This is a genomic window from Stenotrophomonas chelatiphaga (assembly GCF_001431535.1).
Taxonomy (GTDB): domain Bacteria; phylum Pseudomonadota; class Gammaproteobacteria; order Xanthomonadales; family Xanthomonadaceae; genus Stenotrophomonas; species Stenotrophomonas chelatiphaga.
The window spans coordinates 26,735-49,613 of the sequence record NZ_LDJK01000043.1; the positions used below are offsets into that span (position 1 = coordinate 26,735).

The window sequence follows — 22,879 nt, forward strand, 5'->3', positions numbered from 1 at the left end:
GTGCTGTCCCCGCACGATTCAATCTCGTCGCCGAAGATTGCCGGAACATTGCGTACCCGGAGATGAACCGGCGCCTGTTCAGGTTGGGGCAGGCGTTGTCGCGGGCACGCGAAATGGGCCATGGATGGCGCTTGGAAGTGGCCCGTCTGCCCCCTCCCCTCAGTAAGCGACCGCAGGCCCCGCGGGCACGATGCCGGACGGATTGATGTGCTTATGGCTGCCGTAGTAGTGGTGCTTGATGTGCTCGAAATTGACCGTTCCCTCCACCTCCGGGATGGCCATCATCCGTTCCACGAAGGCATGCAGTCCCGGGTAGTCGACGGTGCGCTTCACGTTGCACTTGAAGTGCACGTAATAGACCGAGTCGAAGCGGATCAAGGTGGTGAACAGTCTGATGTCGGCTTCGGTCATCACGCCACCGACCAGCCACTGCTGATCCGTCAACAAACCATCCAGCCACTCCAGCGTGTCGAACAAGGGCACGATCGCCTCGTCGTAGGCCTCCTGCGTGGCGGCAAAGCCGGCCTGGTACACGCCGTTGTTGAGGGTGCTGTAAACGCGTTCGTTGATGCGATCAATCTCTGTCCGCAGCGCCTCCGGGTAATAGTTACCCGGCCTCGCGCCCAGGTGATCGTAGGCATCGTTGAACATGCGGATGATGTCGGCGGATTCGTTGCTGACAATCTCGCCCTTCTCGCGATCCCACAGCACCGGAACGGTCGCTTTGCCGGTCATGCCGGGCTTGGCGGCCTCATACAGCTGATGCAGATAGTCTGCGTTGCGCTCCGGATCGGGGGTCACCAAGGGGCCGGGCGCGAAGTTCCAGCCGTTGTCGCCCATGTGCCAGTTGACGATGGACAGCGGGATCAGCGGCTCCAGTCCCTTGAGCGCCCGCACGATCAGCGCGCGATGGGCCCACGGACAGGCCAGGCTGACATACAGGCGGAATCGCTCGGGTTCAGCCATCAAGGCCGGGTGTCCGTTCGGCGCGCACTCGCCGTTGGCGGTGAGCCAGCGGCGGAAGGTGGATTCTTCGCGATGGAAGTGCCCGTCTTCGCCTGCACTGCCTGCGGTACCGGTCTGCCATTCGCCATTTACCAACATGCCCATCGGTGGGAACCTTTGTGTGATGTCGGTTCCCGTTCTAACGCAGGCGGTGGCAATCAATGGTGACGGCGTCGTGGCGGGTGTGGCATCGATCACCTGGGCGCACGTCGCTGCCGTTCTGGCAGGACGTCCCGCCGTCCTTCACTCCGATGCCGACAGGTTCACCTGGATCGGCACGTTATCAATCGCACCCGCAACACCGGGCAGGTAGCCGATCACCGGAAGCAACACCGCCAGCATTGGCGGACGCTCTTCGCCTGACTGCACCCATCTCACCCCGCATGCTGCCACCGTGGCAAACAACAGTGCGAGGGCAACGCCCAGCCCGCGCCGCCAGCCCAGTCGCAGTGCAAGCAACGCACCACCTGCGTGCACGGCCACAGTGACCGCTGCCCATATCGCAGTCTGCTGCACTTGGAACGCATCGGACAGCAGGCGGCCCGACAATGCCGAGGGAAGTAGATACATCAGCGCGCTCGCGCACAGCAGGACGTAGAACTCGAGCGCCCTCGACGCCGTCAACAGCGGAACATCCTTGAACCACAACCATTGTGCGACAAGACTCGCGGCCAAAGCGAAGGCGTAGAAGAAGGAGATGTAGCCAAGATTGCTGGCCGACAGCGCCCAGCAGAGTGCTGCAATACCGAAGGCGGTATAGGTACGTGCCCGTGAAGCCTTCCCGACCATGCTGCGCGTCTCCTTCGCTTGAGTGGCCCACCCGGTACAGCGGCGGTCGTAAGTAGCTCTACCTACAGTACTGCCTACCCTCCACCGACGTACAGCCAGCACCGCCTGCACCACACTGGGTTTCTGCATCCGATGGAGTCACCGCATGAGCCTCGCGCTGGTCCACAGCCGCGCCCGTGCCGGCGCCGATGCGCCGCTGGTTCGTGTCGAGGTGCATCTGTCTGGTGGCTTGCCCGCTACCCAGATCGTCGGCCTGCCTGAAACCACCGTCCGCGAATCGCGAGAACGCGTCCGCGCCGCCCTGCTTTGCGCGCGTTTCGACTACCCGCAGCGGCGCATCACCATCAACCTGGGACCGGCGGATCTGCCCAAGGAAGGCGGCCGCTTCGATCTTGCCATCGCGATGGGCATCCTGGCCGCCAGTGGCCAGCTGGACCCGCAGCAGGTGGTCCGCCACGAGTACGTAGCCGAACTCGCGCTCACCGGCGAGCTGCGGCCTGTCGATGGCGTGTTGCCCGCCGCCATCGCAGCCGCCGAGGCCAACCGCACACTGTTCGTGCCGCCGGCCAATGCTGCCGAGGCCGCGCTGGCCGAGCATGCCGACGTCCGCGTGGCACGCACGCTGCTCGAGGTCTGCGCATCGGTCGAAAATCCTTCGCGGCTGCCGCGTGCGGAGCGGACCAGCATCGAGGCCGATCCGCCGCTGGACCTCAGCGATGTGCGCGGCCAACCGCATGCGCGACGTGCGCTGGAAGTCGCTGCGGCCGGCGGTCACCATCTGCTGCTGATAGGCAGTCCCGGATGCGGCAAGACTCTGCTGGCTTCGCGGCTGGCCGGCATCCTGCCCGAAGCCAGCCAGGCCGAGGCGCTGCAGAGCGCGGCCATCGCCTCGATCAGCGGTAGTGGGCTGGACCCGCGGCGTTGGCGCCAGCGCCCCTTCCGCGCGCCACACCACAGCGCCAGCCCGGCCGCGTTGGCCGGTGGCGGCAACCCGCCCCACCCCGGCGAGATCTCGCTGGCGCACAACGGCGTGCTGTTCCTGGACGAGCTGCCGGAGTGGTCGCGCATGGCACTGGAGATCCTGCGTGAGCCACTCGAATCAGGCCATATCCGGATCAGTCGCGCGGCGCGCAGTGCGGTGTTTCCCGCACGCTTCCAACTGGTCACCGCGATGAACCCCTGCCCCTGCGGCTGGGCAGGCGATCGCAGCAACCGCTGCCTTTGCACCAGTGAGCGCATCCAGCGCTACCGCGGCCGGGTTTCAGGCCCGTTGCTGGACCGCATCGACCTGCATGTCACGGTCACCCGGTTGTCGCCGGAGGAGTTGCGCGAAGGCGGCCCGGCGGGCGAGTGCAGTGCGGATGTCCGCGCGCGGGTGATCACGGCGCGCGAACGCCAACTGCAGCGTGGCGCGCTCAATGCGCATATGGACAGCAAGGCACTTCGCTTGTGTGCGCATCTTTCAGAAGCCGACCAGAGCCTGCTGGAACAGGCCATCGAGCGTCTGCAGCTGTCTGCGCGTGCGATGCACCGGATACTGCGTGTGGCGCGCACGATCGCGGACCTGGCGGGGGCTGATGACATCGAAAGCGCGCACTTGGCGGAAGCGATCGGCTACCGGCAGTTGGATCGAGGGGCGTAACCGGGAACCGCCCACAGCCCCACGCAACCGGGTATGGTGCCAGACACGCCCCGGAGCTCCCCCATGACCTATCAACGTGCCGTGGATGACTTCAACCTCCACGACTGGGAAAGTCGTCTGCATGGCGACCTGCAGGACGGCATCAATGCGTGCGTGGAATGCTGTGATCGCCATTGCGGCAGCGACCGCCTCGCGCTGCGCTGGATCAGCACGGACGGCGGCCTGCACCTTTACACCTTCGAAGACCTGCGCGCCGCCTCGACCCGGGTCGCGCATGTGCTTACCGCTCAGGGCATCGGCCGCGGCGACGTGGTGGCCGGCATGCTGCCGCGCACGCCGGAACTGCTGGCGACGATCCTCGGTACGTGGCGGGTCGGCGCGGTCTATCAGCCGCTGTTCACCGCGTTCGGGGCCAAGGCCATCGAGTCGCGCCTGCGCACCGGCCGCACCCGGCTGGTGGTCACCGACCACGCCAACCGGCACAAGCTGGACGATGTCGAAGACTGTCCGCCGGTCGCCACGATCCTGCCGGCCGGCCAGCCCGCCGATGCAGCGGACATCGATTGGCGTGTCCGCATCGCGGCAGCCGGCGCGGCGCCGTTCGAACCGGTGCTGCTGCGTGGCGATGAGCTGATGGTGCTGCTGTCCACGTCCGGCACGACGGGTGCGCCGAAGGGCGTGCCGGTTCCGCTGCGGGCGCTGATGTCCTTCGCCAGCTACATGCAGCTGGCGGTCGATCTGCGGCCCGGCGACGTGTTCTGGAACATCGCCGATCCCGGCTGGGCGTATGGCCTGTACTACGCGGTGATCGGCCCGCTGATGCTCGGCGAGGCCACCACCTTCAACGAGGCGCCGTTCACCGTGCAGGGCCTGCACGAGGTGATCGAACGGCTGGGCGTGACCAACCTGGCGGGCTCGCCGACCGCCTACCGGCAGATCATTGCGGCGGGCGAGGCGTCGGCCGCGCGCGTCGCTGGCCAACTGCGTGCGGTGAGCAGTGCCGGCGAGCCGCTGAATGCCGAGATCGCCCGCTGGTTCGCCGCCCACTTGTCCACCACCGTGCTGGACCATTACGGCCAGACCGAAACCGGCATGGTGGTGAACAACCATCACGCGCTGCACCACGCGGTGCGTACGGGGTCGTCCGGCTTCGCGATGCCGGGCTACCGCGTGGCGGTGCTGGACGACGACGGCCACGAGCTGCCCGCACGCACGCCGGGCATCCTGGCGATCGACATCGCGCGCTCGCCACTGATGTGGTTCACCGGCTACTACGGCGCGGACACACCGGCCATCGGCGATGGCTACTACCTGACCGGCGATACCGTGGAGTGCGAGGACGACGGCTCGATCAGCTTCATCGGGCGATCCGACGATGTGATCACCTCGTCCGGCTACCGGATCGGTCCGTTCGACGTGGAGAGCGCACTGCTGGAACATCCGGCCGTCGCCGAGGCGGTGGTGATCGGCGTGCCGGATCCGCAGCGCACCGAGATCGTGAAGGCCTTCGTGATCACCAGTACCGGAATCGAAGGCGATGCGGCGTTGGCCGCGCAGCTGCAGCAGTACGTGAAGACACGACTGTCCGCGCACGCCTATCCGCGGCTGGTGGAGTTCGTCAGCGAGGTCCCGAAGACCCCCAGTGGCAAGGTGCAGCGCTTCGTGCTGCGGGCAGCCGAAGTGGCCCGTCAGGCGGGCCAATGAGCCGGTGCGCGTGCGCTAGAATCACGCCCAGAAGATGCACGGGCCGCCTGCCTGTGCCGGAGCGTTGATGTGAAATCGATCTGGACGACGATGCTGTTGGGCGTGGCGATCGCCCTGCCCCACCACGCGCGTGCTGCTGATACCAGCGAAGGTGCGTTGTATGCGGTCAATGCGGCTGCACTGGCGGCGGCCATCACCCATTGCACGGCGCGCCATGGCGAGCTGCAGCAGGGGTCACCGGGTGCGGCGTGTTTCGTCCGCGCGCGCGGGATTCTGGGGACGTTCGGGTTGAAGCAGCGCTCGACCGAGGTGGCGGCGCGGTGCAAGGATCCAGCGCAGTTCAATACGTGCTTGACGCCTGAGATTGCGCGGATGACGCATGCGTTGAATCAGGAATTCGCCAAGAGCGGGATTTGATGGCAAGCGCGTGACGACCAACGGTCGTCACCCACCGGGAGCAGGACGGCCAGCGGCCGTCACTACCGGGACAAGGCGTTGACGGCCAGCGGCCGTCACTACCGGTGCGGTCAGCGTGAGCCGCTGACGGCGATTTCCACGCGGCGGTCCGGGGCCAGGCAGGCCACCAGCGCGCGGTGTGCCAGCGAATCGGCACAGTCACGCGTTACCGGTTCGGCTTCGCCGCGGCCTTCGGCACGGATGCTGCCTGCGGCCACGCCGTGGCTTGCCAGTACGCCGCGCACGGTGTCGGCGCGTGCCTGCGACAGGCGCTGGTTGCTTTCATCGCTGCCGATGCGGTCGGTATGCCCGACCACCGTCACCTGGCTGTCCTTGGCGGCACTGATTTCGGCGGCGATGCGCTTCAGTTCGGCGCTGCCGTCCGGCTTGATGTCGGCCACGCCGGAGCGCCCGAACGCGAACAAGGCATCGGCCGACAGCGAGAAACGCGCCACGCCGTCAGCGGCTGCGGCAGGGGCCACCGGCGGGGCCGGCGGGTCCAGCACATCGGCGCAGGATGCCGGTGCCCAATGGAACGAGTGGCCGCGCTTTTCATCGTCGAACTGCACCTGGTACTGGCAGGTCACCACGCCTTCGGGCGTGCGGAAGTGGAACAGGTAGTTCCAGGCCTTCGGCGCGAAGCCTTCGCTGAAGTGCGGGCGGCCCAGCAGGTGGTACAGCTGCTCCTTGGTGACACCCGGGCCGATGCTGCGCAGGTTGGCCACGTTCGGGAAGGTGCCTTCCTTCAACACGATGCGGTCGGGATCCGGGAAGCTCACTTCACCGGTGCCCTGCTTGGTGGCGTGGGTGCTGCAGGCAGCCAGGGCCAGGACCAGCGCGGCCGTTGCCGCGGCTTTGAAACGGTTTGCGATATTCATCAAACAATCCTTCGAATTCGAATGGGATACGGCGTGGGAAGCGGGGCCAGCGCATGGCCGGCCCCGTTCCCCCGGGTCAGGACGACATCACCACTGCAGGCCGGCACCGACCGAGAAGCCCCAGTCGCGCATGGTGTTGCCGCTGGCCTGGGCCTTGTAGACCCAGCGGCCGTTGTCGGTGATGCCGGACAGGCCCAGCGCCATGCCGTACTCGCTCTGGTAGCCACCGAAGGCCATCGACAACATGCTCTTGCCCGGCAGGTAAGCCTGCGGCAGGCCGGCCATCGCCATCGCCGCGGCAGTGGCGCTGCGGTAGCCACGGTCCAGCTGCCACAGGTCGTCTTCCACCTTGCCGATGCGTGCATCGGTGTACTGGTTGGCCGAGGTGATGGCCTGGTTGACGCCCGCGGTGAGCTGGTTGACGTTGGTCGCATCGGTGCCGGCGATGCCGGCCGCAACGCCGGTCAACGTACGGCCGCCGATGTTGACCTCACCGGTGGAGGTGCTGCTGCCCACGTACGCGGCGTTGTAGCCGGTCTGTGCGCCCACCGTGGTCTTCGAGCCCTGGCCCAGCGCGACGCTGTTGTCGTGGCTGGCAACGGCACCCTGGCCGATGGCGGTGCTGTTGGCGCCGCTGGCCACGGCCTGGTTGCCCAGTGCCGTGCTGTTGGTGCCTGACGCCACCGCGCCGTTGCCGCCGGCCACCGCGTTCTGGCCGGTGGGCAGCGGCTTGACCAGGTCACCGGTCTGGCTGACCTGGAACATGCCGTCGGCACCGTATTCGATGTCGGTGACCTTGGCGGCGGTGGTGCCCGCGACCTGGTTGGCGTTGCGGATATCGCCTTCCACGCTGGTCATGCGGCCATCCAGGTCGGTGATGTCGCCCTGGATATCCACCACGTCGTTGCGGATGTCGGTGATGTCGCCACGGATGTCGATGAGGTCGCCTTCGATGGTGGTGACGCGGTTGTCGATGCCATCGATACGGGTGTTCACCGTGCCGATCTGGGTATCGGTGTACTGCTTGGAATCACCCACCGCGCTGGCAACGCCGGCGTTGAGCTGGCTGACGTTGACCGCATCGGTCGCCGCCGAGCCGGCTGCCACGCCGGTGACCTGGCGGCCACCGAGGTTCATTTCACCGGTCGAGCTGGAATTGCCGACATAGGCACCCTGGTAGTTCGCCTGCGCGCCCACCGTGGTGGCCGAACCGGCACCCATCGCGATGCTGTTGCCATGGCTGGCTACCGCGCCGCTGCCGAAGGCCAGGCTGTTCACTGCCTGCGCATTCGCACCTGCACCGAGTGCCAGGCTGCCGGTGCCGGCGGCCACTGCGCCCACGCCCATGGCAACGGCCTGGTCGCCATCGGCTTCAGCATCGCGGCCCGCGGCGATTGCATCGGCACCGGTCGCACCATCGTTGGCTTCATTGCCGCCACCGGTGGAGTTGACGCTGTAGTAACGGGTACGACCGGCTTCGATGGCATCGCCCATCTGGTCCAGGTTGACCGCATCGGTGCCATCCACGCCCGCAGCGACGTTCGTAATGCGGCTGCCGCCGGCGTCGATCCCGGCGCTGGTGATGCTCGGGCCACCGACCAGGGTCAGGCCGTTGTTGTTCAGCAGGGTATTGCCGATGACCACGCTGCCGGTGCTGCCCAGGTCCAGGTTCTGCTTCAGGGTGATCGCCACCACGCCGGCATCGTCCGCGCCGGTCTGGGCCACGTCCAGGTTGCTGTCACCGGTGAAGGTGACCTTGCCGTTCGGGCCGATGTTGGCGGTGTTGCCACCCGCATCGGTGACGTTCCAGCCGGCGTTGGCGACATCGCTGACCTGCTTGAGCTGGTCTTCGCTGGCAGCCTGGCCGCTGGTGATGTTGGCCGGATCGAAGGTCTTGTTGCTCAGCCCGCCGATGGTGCCGGTGGCGCCGTTGAGCAGCAGCGTGTTCGCGCCGCCGACGGTGATTGCCGTTGCACCGACGTTGCTGCCGTAGGTGCCATCGCTGACCGCCAGGCTGCCCGCGCCCAACACGCTGGACGAGATGCCATCCTTGACCGCCACGCCAGCGTTGTCGACCACCGTGTTGCCGGTAGTGATGCTGCCGGTGCTGCCCAGGTCCAGGTTCTGCTTGAGAGTGATCGCCACCACGCCGGCATCGTCCGCACCGGTCTGGGCCACGTCCAGGTTGCTGTCGCCGGTGAAGGTGACCTTGCCGTTCGGGCCGATGTTGGCGCTGTTGCCGTTGGCATCGGCCACGTTCCAGCCGGCGTTTGCCACGTCGCTGACCTGCTTGAGCTGGTCTTCGCTGGCGGCCTGGCCGCTGGTCACGTTGGCCGGATCGAAGGTCTTGTTGCTCAGCCCGCCGATGGTGCCGGTGGCGCCGTTGAGCACCAGCGTGTTCGCACCGCCCACGGTGATCGCCGTTGCACCGATGCCGGTGGTGCTGGTGCCATCGGTGACGGACAGGCCGTTGGTATCCAGCGTGGTGTTGCCGGCGGTCACGCTGCCGTTGGCACCCAGGTCGATGTCATCGGCCAGGCCGAAGGCCACATCGTTGCTGCCGGTGGTCTTGGTCAGCACGACGTTGCCGTCGGCCGAACGCAGGTCCACGGTGCTGCCGGTGGCGCTGGTCGAAGACACTTTCGATCCGTTCTGGCCATCGGCGCTGATGTCCCAGCCGGCGCTGACGGTCTGGCTGACCGCAGCCAACTGGTCTTCACTGGCGGCGCGGCCGCTGGTGAAGTTGCCGGCGTCGAAGGTCTTGTTGGTCAGGCCGGTGACGGTACCGCCGGCACCATTGACCACGATCGGGCTGGCACCGCCAACCACCACGCTGGTCGCGCCGACCGTGGTGGCACCGACGGCATTGCCGACCGTGAGGCCATCGACGGTGGTGCTGGCGAATGCAGTGCCGTTGTTGACCACCACGCCGTTGTTGTTGACCAGCGTGTTGCCGGTGGTGACGCTGCCGGTGGTGCCCAGGTCGATCTGCTTCTTCAGCGCGATGCCGACCACGCCGGCATCGTCGCCGCCGGTCTGCGCAACGTCCAGGTTGTCGTCACCGGTGAAGGTCACCTGGCCGTTCGGGCCGATGTTGGCGGTGTTGCCGTTGGCATCGGTAACGTTCCAGCCGGCATTGGCCAGGTTGCTGACCTGCAGCAGCTGGTCTTCGCTGGCGGCCTGGCCGCTGACGATGTTGGCCGGGTCGAAGGTCTTGTTGCTCAGGCCCTTGACCGTGCCGGCCATGCCGTCGACGACCACCGGATTGGCGCCACCCACCTGCAGGTTGGTGGTGTTCAGCTGGCTGGTGTGGGCGCCATCGAACACGGCCACGTTGCCCGCTGTGACGGCGGTGAAGCGGGTGCCATCGCTCAGCAGGGCAATGCCTCCACCGACCATCGTGCTGCCCATGCCGTTGTTGATCTGCACGCCGTTGGTGTCGACCACCGTGCCGCCGGTGGTGACGCTGCCGGCGGTGCCCAGGTCGATCTGCTTCTTCAGCGCGATGCCGACCACGCCGGCATCGTCCGCGCCGGTCTGGGCCACGTCCAGGTTGGCGTCACCGGTGAAGGTGACCTGGCCGTTCGGACCGATGTTGGCGGCATTGCCGCCTGCATCGGTGACGTTCCAGCCGGCGTTGGCGACGTTGCTGACCTGCAGCAGCTGGTCTTCACTGGCCGCACGGCCGCTGGTGATGTTGCTCGGATCGAAGCTCTTGTTGCTCAGCCCGGTGACGGTGCCGGTGCTGCCGTCGACCAGCAGCGGATTGGCGCCGCCAACGGCCACGCTGGTGGCACCCAAGGTGGTGGTGTTGCCGCCCGTGGTCACTGCCACCGTGCCTGCGGTGACGGTGGTATCTGCCGTGCCATCGCGCACCACCGACGTACCGGCGTTGGTGATGTTGGACAGATTGCCGTCGATGATTGCCACGCCTGCGTTGTCGACCCGCGTGTTGCCGGTCTTCAGGCTGCCGTCGACGCCCAGGTCGATGTCTTCGGCGAGTTTGAACTCGACGGTGTTGCTGTCGGTGGTCTTGGTCACCGCCAGGTTGTTGTTGGCCGAACGCAGATCCATCGTGCTGCCAATGGTGCTGGTCGGGCCGACGTTGGTGGCGTTGGCGCCCTGTGCGGTCAGGTTGATGCCGCTGGCCGCACGGGTCAGTGCGCTGCCCACCGTCGTGTAGGTATTGCTGCCCAGCTGGAAGCTGGTGACCACCTGATGCGCGCCGCTGTTGTAGAAGGAGTTGCCACCCAGGCCGCTGGCGATGCTGCCGCCCACGCTGTCCAGGTTGGTGCCCAGTGCGGTCACGGCACGGTTGGTGGCGAACAGCTGGCTGCCATTGATGGCATCGGTGCTGGTGCCACTGATGCGACCGGCCGCCACGTTGGTGACGGTGCGCTTGATGGTGTCGGTGCCGACGCTGACCGTGCTGCCGGGGGTGGTACCGGCGAAGGCATAGTTGACGTTGTCGACCGTGGCGTTGGCAGTGCCTACCGCTGCTGCCGTCACCGAGTTGTGCCCCAGAGCCACGGCGTCGGCTTCGGCGGCAATCGCATCACGGCCGAAGGCGATGGCATCCGGGCCACTGGCACGGCTGCCGCGACCCAGTGCGAAGGCATCAGCGCCGCTGGCCTGTGCGTTGAAGCCGGCAGCGAAGCTGTTGACCGCCGTTGCCTGGCTGGTAGCGCCGACCGCGACGGCGTACTGCGCCGTTGCGGACGCCCCCGTGCCGGATGCGATGGCGGACTCAGCGGTAGCACGCGCATTGGTGCCGGTGGCATGTGCCGACACGCCGGTGGACGACGCATTGGTACCCACGGCATAGGCCGATGCCGCACTGGCGCTGGCGCCGTTACCCAGCGCGGTAGCGCTGTTCTGGACAGCCTGCGCGCCGTTGCCGATGGCCACTGCATTGATGTTGTTGGCAACGTCTGCAGGCAGCGGGTTGGCAATACCGGCGACCGCCCCCCTGCCCAGTGCGACACCATTTACTGCATAACCCCGCGAATCGGTGCCCGAGGCGATGGCATCCACACCGGACGCCTGCGCGTCGGTACCGCTGGCCTGCGAGCGAAGGCCGCTGGCGCGCGCCCGCGTCCCTTCGGCCATCGCGTCGATCCCGGTGGCATGGGCGTCGTAGCCCTGGGCCACCGCACGTTCTTCCGATGCAAGCGCGCTGCGGCCCATGGCGATGCCGTCGTCGGCAGACACTTCTGCCTCGGTGCCGATGACGATCGCGTTGTTGACCGTGGCAACCGGCGACTTCGGATCGGCCTGCGCATCGGTGCCGATGGTGATGGAATTGTTGCCGCTGCTGACCGCCCGATCACCGATCGCGATGCCCGAACGACCGTACGCATAGCTCTCGTTGCCGACTACGGTGGATGCCACGCCCAGTGCGTTCACATCACTGCCGATGGCGACCGCGCTGGCAGCCTGCGCGCGCGTGCGGTAACCCAGCGCCAGTGCTTCGTTGCCGGTCGCATCGGCCTGCGGGCCGATGGCGGTGGCATTGCTGCCGGTGGCACCCGCGTTGTCGCGGTTGGCTGCATCGGTGGACTTGATGCTGACGTACTTGCTGCTGTTGTTGGCAACGGTTTCGTTCAGCTGGGTCAGGTTGACCGCATCGGTGCCCAGCACGCCGGCGTTGATGTTGCTGATGCCGCCGCCCGCGTTGCGTACCACTGCATTCGCCGGCAGGGTGCTGACGGTGCCGTTGGTGACCGCACCCAGCGCTTCGGTTACGGTATTGAACTTGAATTCGTTGTTGTTGGTGTCGCGCACCGTGATCTGCGAGAAATTCCCACTCGCGGGATCCACGCTGACCTCGCCGCCGATCAGGTTGGCCACGGTCTGCTGGGTCGCGCGCAGCTGCCCGACGTTGACGGCGTCATAGCGCTGCGCGCCATCGGCCACGTTGACGATGCGCCGCTGGGCGCCAGCCGACGTATTGCCGACCGACACCACGTTGGACGTCGGCGCGGTTCCGGTCAGGTACCCGTTGCCGACCAGGTCGCTGTTGCGTGCTTCGGAGGCAAAGCCAAGTGCCACGTTGCCGTTCTCGGCCACCGTGTTGCGGCCCAGTGCCACGCCGTGCGCACCCGCATTGCTTTCGGTACCCACGGCTACCGCGCCGACGCCCTGCGCCGTGGCGCCGTAGCCGAAGGCGGTGGCGTCGCTGTCTGCGCTGGCGCCGCTACCCACGGCGACTGATCGCTCGCGGTTGCCGACGCCGTTGTTGGCCTGGTAGCCGATGGCCACGTTGAAGTCGCCGGTGAGGCCGGAACCGGCCTGGCTGCCGATGGCGATGTTCTGGTCACCGGTGACATTCGCGCCGGCCTGGAAGCCGATCGCCGTGGTCTGGTTGCCGGCCACGTTGGTGCCTGCGCCGGTGCCGATGGCGATGTGCGAAGTGCGGTCACCTGCAGCGTTGCCCACCGTGCCCACACCGGCGCCGCTGCCCAGCGAGATGCTGTCGGGGGTTTCTGCTTCTGCGGCGTTGCCGGCTGCGATGGCGCTGCCGCCGCTTGCCGTGGCCTGGCCCAGTGCGATGCTGTTGGCGCCCAGCGCCTGGGCGTCGGTGCCGACGGCCGTGGCCTGGGTCGCCGTCACGCGTGCGTTGACGCCGATGGCGACGGCTTCGATCGCGGTCATTCCTTCGGCACGCGCGTTGCTGCCGATGGCGATGCTGTCGGTGGCGTATTCGGAGTTCACGCTCGCCGCATTACCGATCACGATGCTGCTGTCGGCCTTGGTCGACGCATCCATGCCGATGGCGATGGCGGCGTTTGCAGGTGCCACCTGCACGCCGTCGACGTGGGCGCGGGTGCCGATGACGATGGCATCGTCGGCGTAACGCGTGCCGATCGTGGCCTGGTCACCCAGCACCACACTGCGTGCGGCATCGGTGTTGGCCCCACGGCCCATGGCGATGGCGGCCTCTGCGGTGAGGTCGGTGTTGGCGCCATCACCTGCAGCGATGCTGTGGTAGCCCTCGGCAATCGTGTTCGGACCGATGGCAACCGACTGGCCACCCACCGCCTGTGAATCGGCGGCTGCGGAGTTGGCGTGGAAGTACTTCACGCCGGCGCCGACCGTGTACAGCTCATCGCGCAGCGAGTAGATCTGGCCGCCGTTGACGGCTTCGGTGCTGGTCGCGGTGATCGCGCCATTGGCCACGCCGGTGACCACGCGGTTGCCGGCGTTGATGCCTGTGGTGGTCACGCTGGGGCCGTTGGTGATGCGCAGGCCGGTCCCGTTGACCGACGAGCTGCCAACCGTCAGGCCCGCGTTGTTGACCGTGGTCGCACCGGTGGTGACGCTGCCGGCAGCGCCCAGGTTGAGGTTCGGGTTGAGCGCCACGCGCACCGCGCCGTTGTCATCGGTGCCGGTCTGGGTGAGCGTGATGTTGCTGTCGCCCTGGAAGGTCACCGTGCCGCCCGGGCCGATGTTGGCGCTGCTGCCGCCAACGGCCACGTTCCAGCCGGCATTGGCCGAATCGCTCACCACCTTGAGCTGTTCTTCGGTGGCTGCGCGGCCGGCGGTGTAGCTGCCGTTGGCATTCCACGTGCGGTTGGACAGGCCACGCAGTTCGTTGTTGCCGGCGTCCATCACCAGGCTGCCCACGCTGATCGCGTTGGCGCCGATGGCAACGGCCGCGCCCACGCGCAGGCCTTCATTGTCCAGCACGGTCTGGCCGGCGGTCACCGAGCCATCCGGGCCGAGGTCCATGTCCTGCGCATGTGCGCCCATCGAAGCCAATGCCAGGGCAACGCCGAGCGCAAGGCGCGCATGCGCACCACCGCGCTGGGTGCCCACTGCACCGACCGTGCCGCCGCCGCCGTCACTGCTGGCGAGTTCCGAGGCGACCACGATCCGGCCGAGCGCTTTGTTCCAGATCTTCCGGTAAATCTTGTTCATTGAAGGTTCTCTACGGGAGTGACGAAGTCGACGGCCCGCTGCTGGTGGCCGCACATGAGGGCGGCCGCCGCTGCACGTGGCAGCTGCGGTCCGCAGGAGCGCGCCAGCTGGCGGGCTGACCGGTGATCGGTTGGGGAACAGCAGCGGATTGCGTGGTGGGAACCACGCGCGCACAGGAAATCGACAGGCCCGCAGGGCCCGTGCATGGCAGATTCAAGGCGAAGCAAAGCGCCGCCCGCGCTTGCGCGCGACGTCAGGTACTGCGACATACAGAATTGCCCCTGTACGACCCGAACGGGTCGTTACCGTTCACCAGGCCAGGGGCTGTTTGAGAGTGCGGGGGCCGGCGTTCGCGCGGGGGCGAAAGCCAGATTCCTTGGCACGTGATCAACCATCCACTGGTCTACCGAACAACGCAATCCTAACAATGTGTGATTGACGTCGTCAATAAAGTGAGCGGTCCGTCACACTAAAGTCGTATCGGAGGGCGGCGCGCTACAGTGGGGACTCCCCGCTACTGTCACTGCCGATGCGAATCCGACAGATCACCCTTCCCGTATCCGACCCCGCCAGCGTCGCGCACTACTTCCGCGACGTCCTGCAGTTGCGTGTGGAGGAAAACCAGGTGGTGATCGGCTGGAGCACCATTACGCTCGTTCCCGCCGCCGGGCGACCCCTCGGTGGCGTGCACCTGGCCTTCAACGTGCCGGACAACCGCTTCGGCGAGGCAATGTCGTGGCTGCGCGCACGCACCCCGTTGCAACGCTCGCCCGATGGCAAGGACTACTTCGCACTGCAGAGCCATTGGCAATCACAGTCGGTGTATTTCACCGGACCCGATGGCCTGATCCTGGAGTTGATTGGACGCAGGCGCCTTCCCGCTTCAACGCGTGCCGGCGCCTTCGATGGCAGCGAGATCACCTGCCTGAGCGAGGTCGGCCTGCCGGTTGCCGATGTGCCTTCGATGCAGCAGTTGCTTGCCGGCACGCTTGCGCTGGCACCGCTGTCCGAGCCAACCCCTTTCTTCGCGCCGATGGGCGACGACGAAGGCCTGCTGATCGTGGTCGATGCAGCGCGGCACTGGTTCCCCGAGCAGGTGGACCTGCCCAACGCACAGGGAATCGTGGTGACGATCGAGACCCCTGGCGACGCGGCCGACGTAGGCGATGCGGATCACGGCTGGCGCGTGCGCAGCACGTCGGCCACCGCATAAAACAAGGCCCCGCAGGTGCGGGGCCTTGTCTCTTCAGCGTAGGGCATCAACTCATTCTTCTTCTTCGTTGGTGCCCTGCTGCTGGTTCTTGTTCTTCTGCTGATCCTGCTGCTGTTGCTGCTGCTGGCCTTTCTGGTCCTGCTGGCCCTGCTGGTTCTGCTGACCCTGCTGACCCTGCTGGTTCTTCTGGTCCTGGTTCTGCTGATTCTGCTGGTTAGCCATCTGGATGACTCCGTAAAGCCGCATGCGGAATGCCGCGGTCATGGCCATCCTCTGCAGGCATTGGTTAACCATGCGTGCGTATCTGTGGAGGGCAGCATCACGCGCCTGCCGCAGGGCCTTGGAACACGGCTGCAGGCCTTGTGGGACAAGCACCTTAAGAGTTCATGCGGGGAATGCATGTGTTCATGGCGCGGTGTGCTTTGGGCTATTCATGCGAGGCCCGGATCGTGACGTTCCGATGACGATTGCCCAGCAGCGTGGCGACCAACGGTCGCCACCCACTACCAACGGTCGTCCCGCACCAACGGTCGTCACCTGCTGATGCCGGAAGGCCCCGGTCAGGGCATGACCGGCGGCACGTACTCCAGGGTCATGCCCAGCAGCCACAGCAGGCCCAGCACCAGCGGGATGTGCACCAGCAGCTGGATGAAAGTGAAGCCCACGATGTCGCGCGCCTTCAAGCCGAGCACGCCCAGCAGCGGCAGCATCCAGAACGGGTTGATCAGGTTCGGCAGCGCTTCGGCTGCGTTGTAGACCTGCACCGCCCAACCCAGGTGCGCCTGCAGTTCGTTCGCTGCCTGCATGACGTACGGCGCTTCGATGATCCACTTGCCGCCACCGGACGGCACGAAGAAGCCGAGCACCGCCGAATAGACGCCCATCACCAGCGCGAAGGTATCCGTGCTGGCGATGTGCACGAACACCGTGGAAAGACGATGCGCCAGGGTCTCCCCGTCGGCGCCGGCGGCATGGGTGAGGATCATCGCGATGCCGCCGTAGAGCGGGAACTGGATCAGCACGCCGGTGGTGCTCGGGACGGCCTTGGCCACCGCGTTGAGGAAGCTGCGCGGGCGCCAGTGCAGCAGCAGGCCCAGCGAGATGAAGAGGAAGTTGTAGGTGTTGAGGTTGGCGATGGCGCTGACCACCGGCTTGCTGGCGAACTCGTTGGCCAGCCAGCCGAAGGCCAGCAGCGAAAGCAGCACGGTCAGCAGCGGGCTGTATTCCAGCCATTCGCCGGGGCGCGTACGCGGCTGCAGCGGTTCGGCCTCGGCCTGGGCGGCGCCCTGGAAATCAGCGGCGACGCGGGCGGTGGCCTCGCGCGGAGCGGTGAACCAGGCCACCAGCAGCGACACCACGATCAACGCGGCGGTCAGCACGATCGACTGCCACAGGAAGATGGTTTCGGTGAAGGGCAGCACGCCGGTGATCTCCACCAGGCCCGGCGGCATGCTGGCCGGGTTCGCCTGCAGCTGCGCGGCCGATGAGCTCAGGCCCATCGCCCACACCGCGCCCAGGCCAAGGTAGGCCGATGCGCCGGCGGCGCGATAATCCATGCGCAGGTCTTCGCGGCGCGCCAGCGCACGCACCAGCAGGCCACCGAACACCAGCGAGAAGCCCCAGCTGAGCAGCGAGGCCAGCATGCTGACCAGGCCTACGTACACCACCGCGCCCCGGCCGGTCTTCGGCGCGCGGGCGAGGAAATCGATGAAGCGCGCCACGATCGGCGCGGTGGCCAGCGCGTAGCCGCCAATGACCACGAAGGCCATCTGCATGGTGAAGGGAATCAGGCTCCAGAAGCCGTTGCCGAAGCTTTCCGCGGTGGCCTGCGGGGTCGCACCGAAGCCGATGGCGGTGACCGCCACGATGACCACGCCCAACACCGCGAACACATAGGCATCCGGGAACCACTTCTCTGCCCAGGCCGCCGAACGCAGCGCCGCGCGCGCCATCCAGCCATCCTGTACCACCGCCGTGCTGGCCATCGCCTTACCCTCCCCAACGTTGATGGAGGGATTGTGCGGGCCCGCGCCGGACCTGTCTGCACCCTATTGGTAGTAACCCCGGTAGTGACGGCCGGCCCTGGTGGGTGACGACCGCTGGCCGTCATGCCGCTGCCCTGGTGGGTGACGACCGTTGGTCGTCACGCTTTTGCAGCGCTACCGCTGCCTCAGCACCTCAGCGCAGCGCCAGCGCCACCGCGATCCCCACGAACAGGGCCGCCCCCACCCAGTTGTTGTGCAGGAACGCCTTGAAGCACGGATCGCGCTCGCGGTTGCGGCACAGCCAGAACTCATACGCCACCAGCCCCGCCGCCACGCCCACCGAAACGAAGTAGTACCCCCCCAGCTCCGCCCGCACGCCCACCAGCGTCATCGCCGCCAGGAACAGCGCATACAACACACCCTGGATCACCAGATCCAGATCACCGAACAGGATGGCCGTGGAGTGCGAGCCCATCTTCAGGTCGTCATCGCGGTCCACCATGGCGTACCAGGTGTCATACGCGGTAGACCACAGGATGTTGCCCACGTACAGCAGCCACGCCAGCGCCGGCACCCCACCCTGCACGGCCGCGAAGGCCATCGGAATACCCCAGCCGAAGGCCATGCCCAGATACACCTGCGGCAGGTGCGTATAGCGCTTCAGGTACGGGTAGCTGGCCGCCAGGAAGATGCCGACGAAGCTCAGCGCCACGGTCAGCCAGTTCAAGGTAAGCACCAGCGCGAACGCCACCAGCATCAGCACCGCGAACAGGAGCAGCGCGTGCCGGCCGCGTACCGCACCGCTGGCCAGCGGACGGTCCTTGGTGCGCTTGACGTGGGGGTCCAGCCAGCGGTCGGCGTAGTCATTGATCACGCAGCCCGCCGAACGGGTCAACCAGACCCCAGCGGTGAACACGAACAGCGTCCACAGCGGCGGCAGCCCGCCCGAGGCCAGCCACAACGCCCACCAGGTGGGCCACAGCAGCAGCAACGTGCCGATCGGGCGATCGGCGCGCATCAGTTTCCAGTAGTGCCGCCAGCGCGGCGTCGCGTCCCCGGAGGGAGCGTGAAGGGGAGCATGTGACATGGGGAAATGATACTCCCGCCGGCCAAAGGCCTTAGTAGTGACGACCGCTGGTCGTCATGCTTCAGCAATCGGTGGGTGACGACCACTTCGGTGGGTGACGACCGTTGGTCGTCACGCCTTGGCCTTCCACCGGGCACCGCCCGGCGCTACGAGAGCCGTCAGTACAACGGCCTTAATCCTTGCCGTCGGACTTGTACTCGTAATACCCGTAGCTGTAATAGCCCGTCGCACGCTTTTCCACCGCGTTGAAGATCGCGCCCTTGATCTGCACGCCGTTCTGTTCGAAGCGCTGCAGGGTGAGCAGGATTTCCTTCGCCTGGTTCACACCAAAGCGGGTGACCAGCAGGCTCGAACCCGCATGCGTAGCGACCAGCGCCGCATCGGTCACGGCCAGGATCGGCGGGGTATCGACGATGACCAGGTCGTACTGCGCCGACAGCGACTCCAGCATCTGCTTGAAGCGCGGGTGCATCAGCAGCTCGGCGGGGTTCGGCGGAATATCACCACGCACCATGTAGTGCATGTTGTCCAGGCCGGGCACCGGGTGGATGGCCGCTTCAACCGCCAGCTTGCCGCCCAGCACGTCCGACAGGCCCTTCTGGTGCGAGATGCCCAGCAACTTGTGCAGAGTGCCCTTGCGCATGTCCGCATCGATCACCAGCACGCGCTGGCCAGCCTGCGCGATGACCGCACCCAGATTGCTGGACACGAACGTCTTGCCGACGCCCGGACGCGGGCCGGAGATGGTCAGGATGTTGTTCTTCGCTTCCAGCATGGCGAAGTGCAGGCTGGTGCGCAGGCTGCGCAGCGCTTCCACGGTGGGATCAGCAGGCGAGCTCACGGCGAGCAGATGCTGGCGACCATCGGCGATGACGCGTGTGCCGTGCTTGCCCTTGCGCAGCTTCGGCAGCGTGGTGGACACGCTGAGCGGGATGGCGGCGTAGACCGGCAGGCCAAGCTCTTCGAGTTCTGCCGGATCTTCGATGCCCGGATTGAGCATGCGCTGCAGGAAGACAAACGCGATGGAGAGGAAGGCGCCAAGGAGCGCGGCGATTGCAATAATCAATGCCTTGCGCGGCTTCACCGGATTTGCGATGTCAACCATGGCGGGATCGACGATTCGAACATTGCCCACGGCACCGGCACGCGCGACGTCCAACTGCTGAGCCTGGTTGAGCAGAGCCGTGTAGAGCTCATTGCTGACCTGCAGATCCCGAGTGAGTCGCAAAAGCTCCTGCTGGGTATCTGGCAGGTTGCTTACCTGGCGCTGGAAGCCTGATTTGCGCGCCTCCAGCTCACCCAACTGGCTCAGCAATGCACGATAAGCCGGATGCTCGCGGGTAAAGCTTCTGTCCATCTCCGCTTGCTTGAGACGCAACTGTTGGATGCTTGCCTCAACTGCCACTTCCTGCTGCAGAAGCCCCTGAGTCTGCATTGTTATGTCGACCGAGTTCGAGCGCGACTGATAGCTACTCATCGCTGCCTGAGCCTGCTCCACCTGACGCCGGATGGTCGGGAGCTGGTCCTTGACAAACTGCAACTGCGACGCGGCCTCGGCAGAGCTACGATCGACGTTCTGACGAACGTAGGCTTCGGCAACCCTCTGCACAACGTCTTGCGCACGCAAAGGCTGCTCATCTTCGTAAGTCAGCGACAAGATGCCTGAATCCTTTCCCTGCTCGCCCGCCTTTATCTGCTCCTGTAGCTCCGACAGCACGTCAAGCCGCCTCGCCTTGACGATATCGAAACGTGTCCCGGCGTTTGCGCTCAGGCCAGCGACATCCAGCGTCACGCCACGACCCGTGGCCGTAGTGCCGGGAACACCCCGCAGCAGCTCAACCCCTTCGTCGTCGTAGAGCACGAAACTCTTTCCATCGTCGGCGACTTCAAGCATGAGTGGCGCGTTGACCAACGTCGCAGGGACGGTCAGGCGATGAACCGAGAGGCTCTCCCCGCCCCAACCGTACCGACTGAGGCCGAACTTAACCGGCGCCACTTCATCAGGAGCAACCGGCTTGAAACGCCGAGCAAAAAAACCTCCCAACAAGGGCATGCGGCGGGGCGAGACCTGGACATCAAGATTGAGCTCGTCAACGGCTGCCCCAAGTACACTTCGCGACGTCAGCAGCGCGACTTCCGTTGTCGCGGCAGCGCCTCCGCCTCCCGACAAGGACGTCAGGTCCGAGAGACCAGGGATGGACGGCAGTTTAGATTCCACCTGCACCATTGCCTGGGCCTGGTACACGGGAGTCGCCAGGAATGCGTAAGCAATGCCGAGGGCCAAAAACAGGCCGGTAGCAGCGAGGATCCACCACTTGCGATCCACAAGGGTTCCGAGCAATTCGCGCAGATCGATCTCATCGTCCCTGACAGCATTAGAGTCCGTCTTGTTTCTCATCGTACCCACTTCGTTCGGGAACAGTCAGCCAATGTGACCGACTGCTCAAAATCAAAAACGCACCTAATTTCACATCCAATCCAACCTACGCTCGCTCATGCTGCACACCCACATTGAGGCCCGCTTGCAAGACCGGGGATGGCGGAGCGTGATTGTCAGCGCCACAGTCTACCCTATCCCCCCCACAGGGGGCTGAGGTTTACGCTTTTGAACCCCAGAGGACAAAAAGAACAGGGCTGACACTGTCACGATCACCACCGGCGCAGCCCATTCTTCAGTAACGCTTCAGCTTTTAAGATAGCGTGCAGTGCATCACATCAAAACAGCTATGACAGTCGATATCGCAGTGCGCAGGAAGTCACGCAATCAGCTATCCTGCTGTGCCACGCCAACGTCGGAACGCGCCGGGGAAGCCTGACGCGCTGCAGCTGATCTCACGCCGTAGGTGGGCTGTAGTAGCATCTCCGCCACCTCTTGAAGATGAGGCCGCCTTGTCTCGTGAATAAACCAGAAGAGCGGCAAAATCACATGGAAGTTGAAGCGCGCTTATAGGAGCGTCGATGGCGCATCCCGCCAGCCTCTGCAGGGCGCCCCCAAGATAATAAGCAACAAGAGGAAACTAGCTATGAAAATTGCCGTGGCAGGCACCGGGTATGTAGGACTGTCAAATGCCGTCCTCTTGTCCCAGCACAATGAAGTGGTGGCACTCGATATTGATGCGCGAAAAGTTTCCATGATCAACGCCGGCAATGCACCCATCGAAGACGTGGATATCGCTGATTTTCTTGCGAACAGGAAGCTTGACCTGAGGGCGACATTGAACGCGCGTGACGCGTACGAAGGCGCCTCATACGTGATAGTTGCCACGCCAACCGACTACGACCCTACGACAAATTTCTTCGACACATCGTCTGTCGAATCGGTTATACGGGACGTGATTTCCGTCAATCCTGACGCGGTGATTGTAATAAAGTCCACGGTCCCAGTCGGCTGCACAGCCAAGCTGCGCGAACAATACAGCACGAGCAATATCATTTTTTCCCCGGAATTCCTCAGGGAAGGTCGCGCCCTGCACGACAACCTTCATCCCAGCAGAATAATTGTTGGCGAGAAGTCTGAGCGAGCCGAAACCTTCGCCGGCCTGCTGAAGAAGGGCGCACTTCTCAGCGACATTCCGACGCTGTTCACGGATTCGACCGAAGCCGAAGCGATCAAGCTCTTTTCAAACACCTATCTTGCGATGCGGGTGGCTTATTTCAATGAGCTGGACACCTACGCAGCGTCCCATGGCTTGGATACCCGGCAGATCATCGAGGGCGTGAGTCTCGATCCACGCATTGGGGGGCACTATAACAATCCTTCTTTTGGATACGGTGGATACTGCCTCCCCAAGGATACGAAGCAATTGCTTGCAAACTACAACCGGGTGCCGCAGAACCTTATTCATGCGATTGTCGAAGCCAACCGCACAAGGAAGGACTTCATAGCTGACGAGATCATCGCGCGCGCTCCGAACGTGGTTGGAATATATCGCCTGGTGATGAAGCAAGGCTCTGACAACTTCCGTGCATCTGCCATTCAAGGCGTAATGAAACGAATCAAAGCGAAGGGCATCAAAGTGATCGTGCATGAACCTGCGCTGCCAGGTGACGCCTTCTTCGGATCACCCGTTGTCAACGAATTGAGTCTGTTCAAGGAACAATGCGATGTCATTGTTGCGAACCGACTCGAGGATGACATCGCCGATGTACGGGACAAGGTGTATACGCGTGACCTCTTTGGCAAGAACTGAGAGGACGGAA

13 protein-coding genes are annotated in these 22,879 nt (G+C 65.2%); 5 read left to right on the top strand and 8 right to left on the bottom strand.

From position 1 onward, the window contains the following. Positions 1–159: 159 nt before the first annotated feature. The gene (locus ABB28_RS10130; RefSeq protein ID WP_057508510.1) at positions 160–1,110 is read right to left on the bottom strand and encodes a glutathione S-transferase family protein; all 951 of its coding nucleotides are present in this window, start codon (positions 1,108–1,110) and stop codon (positions 160–162) included. A 138-nt stretch (positions 1,111–1,248) separates the two neighbouring features. Then, complete coding sequence (locus ABB28_RS10135) at positions 1,249–1,794, bottom strand: hypothetical protein (protein ID WP_057508511.1); 546 nt, start codon at positions 1,792–1,794, stop codon at positions 1,249–1,251. 145 nt (positions 1,795–1,939) lie between these two features. Here ABB28_RS10135 and ABB28_RS10140 point away from each other — a divergent pair, with 145 nt between their 5' ends. The 3 genes from ABB28_RS10140 (at position 1,940) to ABB28_RS10150 (ending at position 5,557) form a co-directional block, all read left to right on the top strand. Then, the gene (locus ABB28_RS10140; RefSeq protein ID WP_057508512.1) at positions 1,940–3,436 is read left to right on the top strand and encodes a YifB family Mg chelatase-like AAA ATPase; all 1,497 of its coding nucleotides are present in this window, start codon (positions 1,940–1,942) and stop codon (positions 3,434–3,436) included. Between the two features lie 63 nt (positions 3,437–3,499). Next, positions 3,500–5,140, top strand: coding sequence for an AMP-binding protein (locus ABB28_RS10145; protein ID WP_211260383.1), 1,641 nt, complete (start codon positions 3,500–3,502; stop codon positions 5,138–5,140). Between the two features lie 69 nt (positions 5,141–5,209). Further along, a complete protein-coding gene (locus ABB28_RS10150) occupies positions 5,210–5,557 on the top strand; it encodes a hypothetical protein (protein WP_057508513.1) in 348 nt (115 codons plus the stop codon). 110 nt (positions 5,558–5,667) lie between these two features. On the opposite strand, the gene ABB28_RS10155 is transcribed toward ABB28_RS10150, so the two are convergent. Both ABB28_RS10155 and ABB28_RS10160 read right to left on the bottom strand, forming a co-directional pair. After that, a complete protein-coding gene (locus ABB28_RS10155) occupies positions 5,668–6,474 on the bottom strand; it encodes an OmpA family protein (protein ID WP_057508514.1) in 807 nt (268 codons plus the stop codon). A gap of 87 nt (positions 6,475–6,561) precedes the next feature. Continuing rightward, complete coding sequence (locus ABB28_RS10160; RefSeq protein WP_057508515.1) at positions 6,562–14,394, bottom strand: YadA-like family protein; 7,833 nt, start codon at positions 14,392–14,394, stop codon at positions 6,562–6,564. A 529-nt stretch (positions 14,395–14,923) separates the two neighbouring features. Here ABB28_RS10160 and ABB28_RS10165 point away from each other — a divergent pair. Further along, complete coding sequence (locus tag ABB28_RS10165; RefSeq protein WP_057508516.1) at positions 14,924–15,607, top strand: VOC family protein; 684 nt, start codon at positions 14,924–14,926, stop codon at positions 15,605–15,607. A gap of 51 nt (positions 15,608–15,658) precedes the next feature. On the opposite strand, the gene ABB28_RS18205 is transcribed toward ABB28_RS10165, so the two are convergent. The 4 genes from ABB28_RS18205 to ABB28_RS10185 form a co-directional block, all read right to left on the bottom strand. Then, positions 15,659–15,829, bottom strand: coding sequence for a hypothetical protein (locus tag ABB28_RS18205; protein WP_170184009.1), 171 nt, complete (start codon positions 15,827–15,829; stop codon positions 15,659–15,661). A 338-nt stretch (positions 15,830–16,167) separates the two neighbouring features. Continuing rightward, a complete protein-coding gene (locus ABB28_RS10175) occupies positions 16,168–17,592 on the bottom strand; it encodes a short-chain fatty acid transporter (RefSeq protein WP_211260384.1) in 1,425 nt (474 codons plus the stop codon). 193 nt (positions 17,593–17,785) lie between these two features. Then, positions 17,786–18,679 carry a 4-hydroxybenzoate octaprenyltransferase gene (ubiA, locus tag ABB28_RS10180; RefSeq protein ID WP_057508518.1) on the bottom strand — a complete coding sequence of 298 codons (894 nt, stop codon included), beginning with the start codon at positions 18,677–18,679 and terminating at the stop codon, positions 17,786–17,788. 172 nt (positions 18,680–18,851) lie between these two features. Then, the gene (locus tag ABB28_RS10185; protein ID WP_057508519.1) at positions 18,852–21,077 is read right to left on the bottom strand and encodes a polysaccharide biosynthesis tyrosine autokinase; all 2,226 of its coding nucleotides are present in this window, start codon (positions 21,075–21,077) and stop codon (positions 18,852–18,854) included. A gap of 625 nt (positions 21,078–21,702) precedes the next feature. On the opposite strand from ABB28_RS10185, the gene ABB28_RS10190 reads away from it, so the two are divergent. After that, positions 21,703–22,869 (top strand): nucleotide sugar dehydrogenase, encoded by a 1,167-nt coding sequence (locus ABB28_RS10190; RefSeq protein ID WP_057508520.1) that lies wholly within the window; start codon positions 21,703–21,705, stop codon positions 22,867–22,869. The last annotated feature ends 10 nt before the right edge of the window (positions 22,870–22,879 follow it).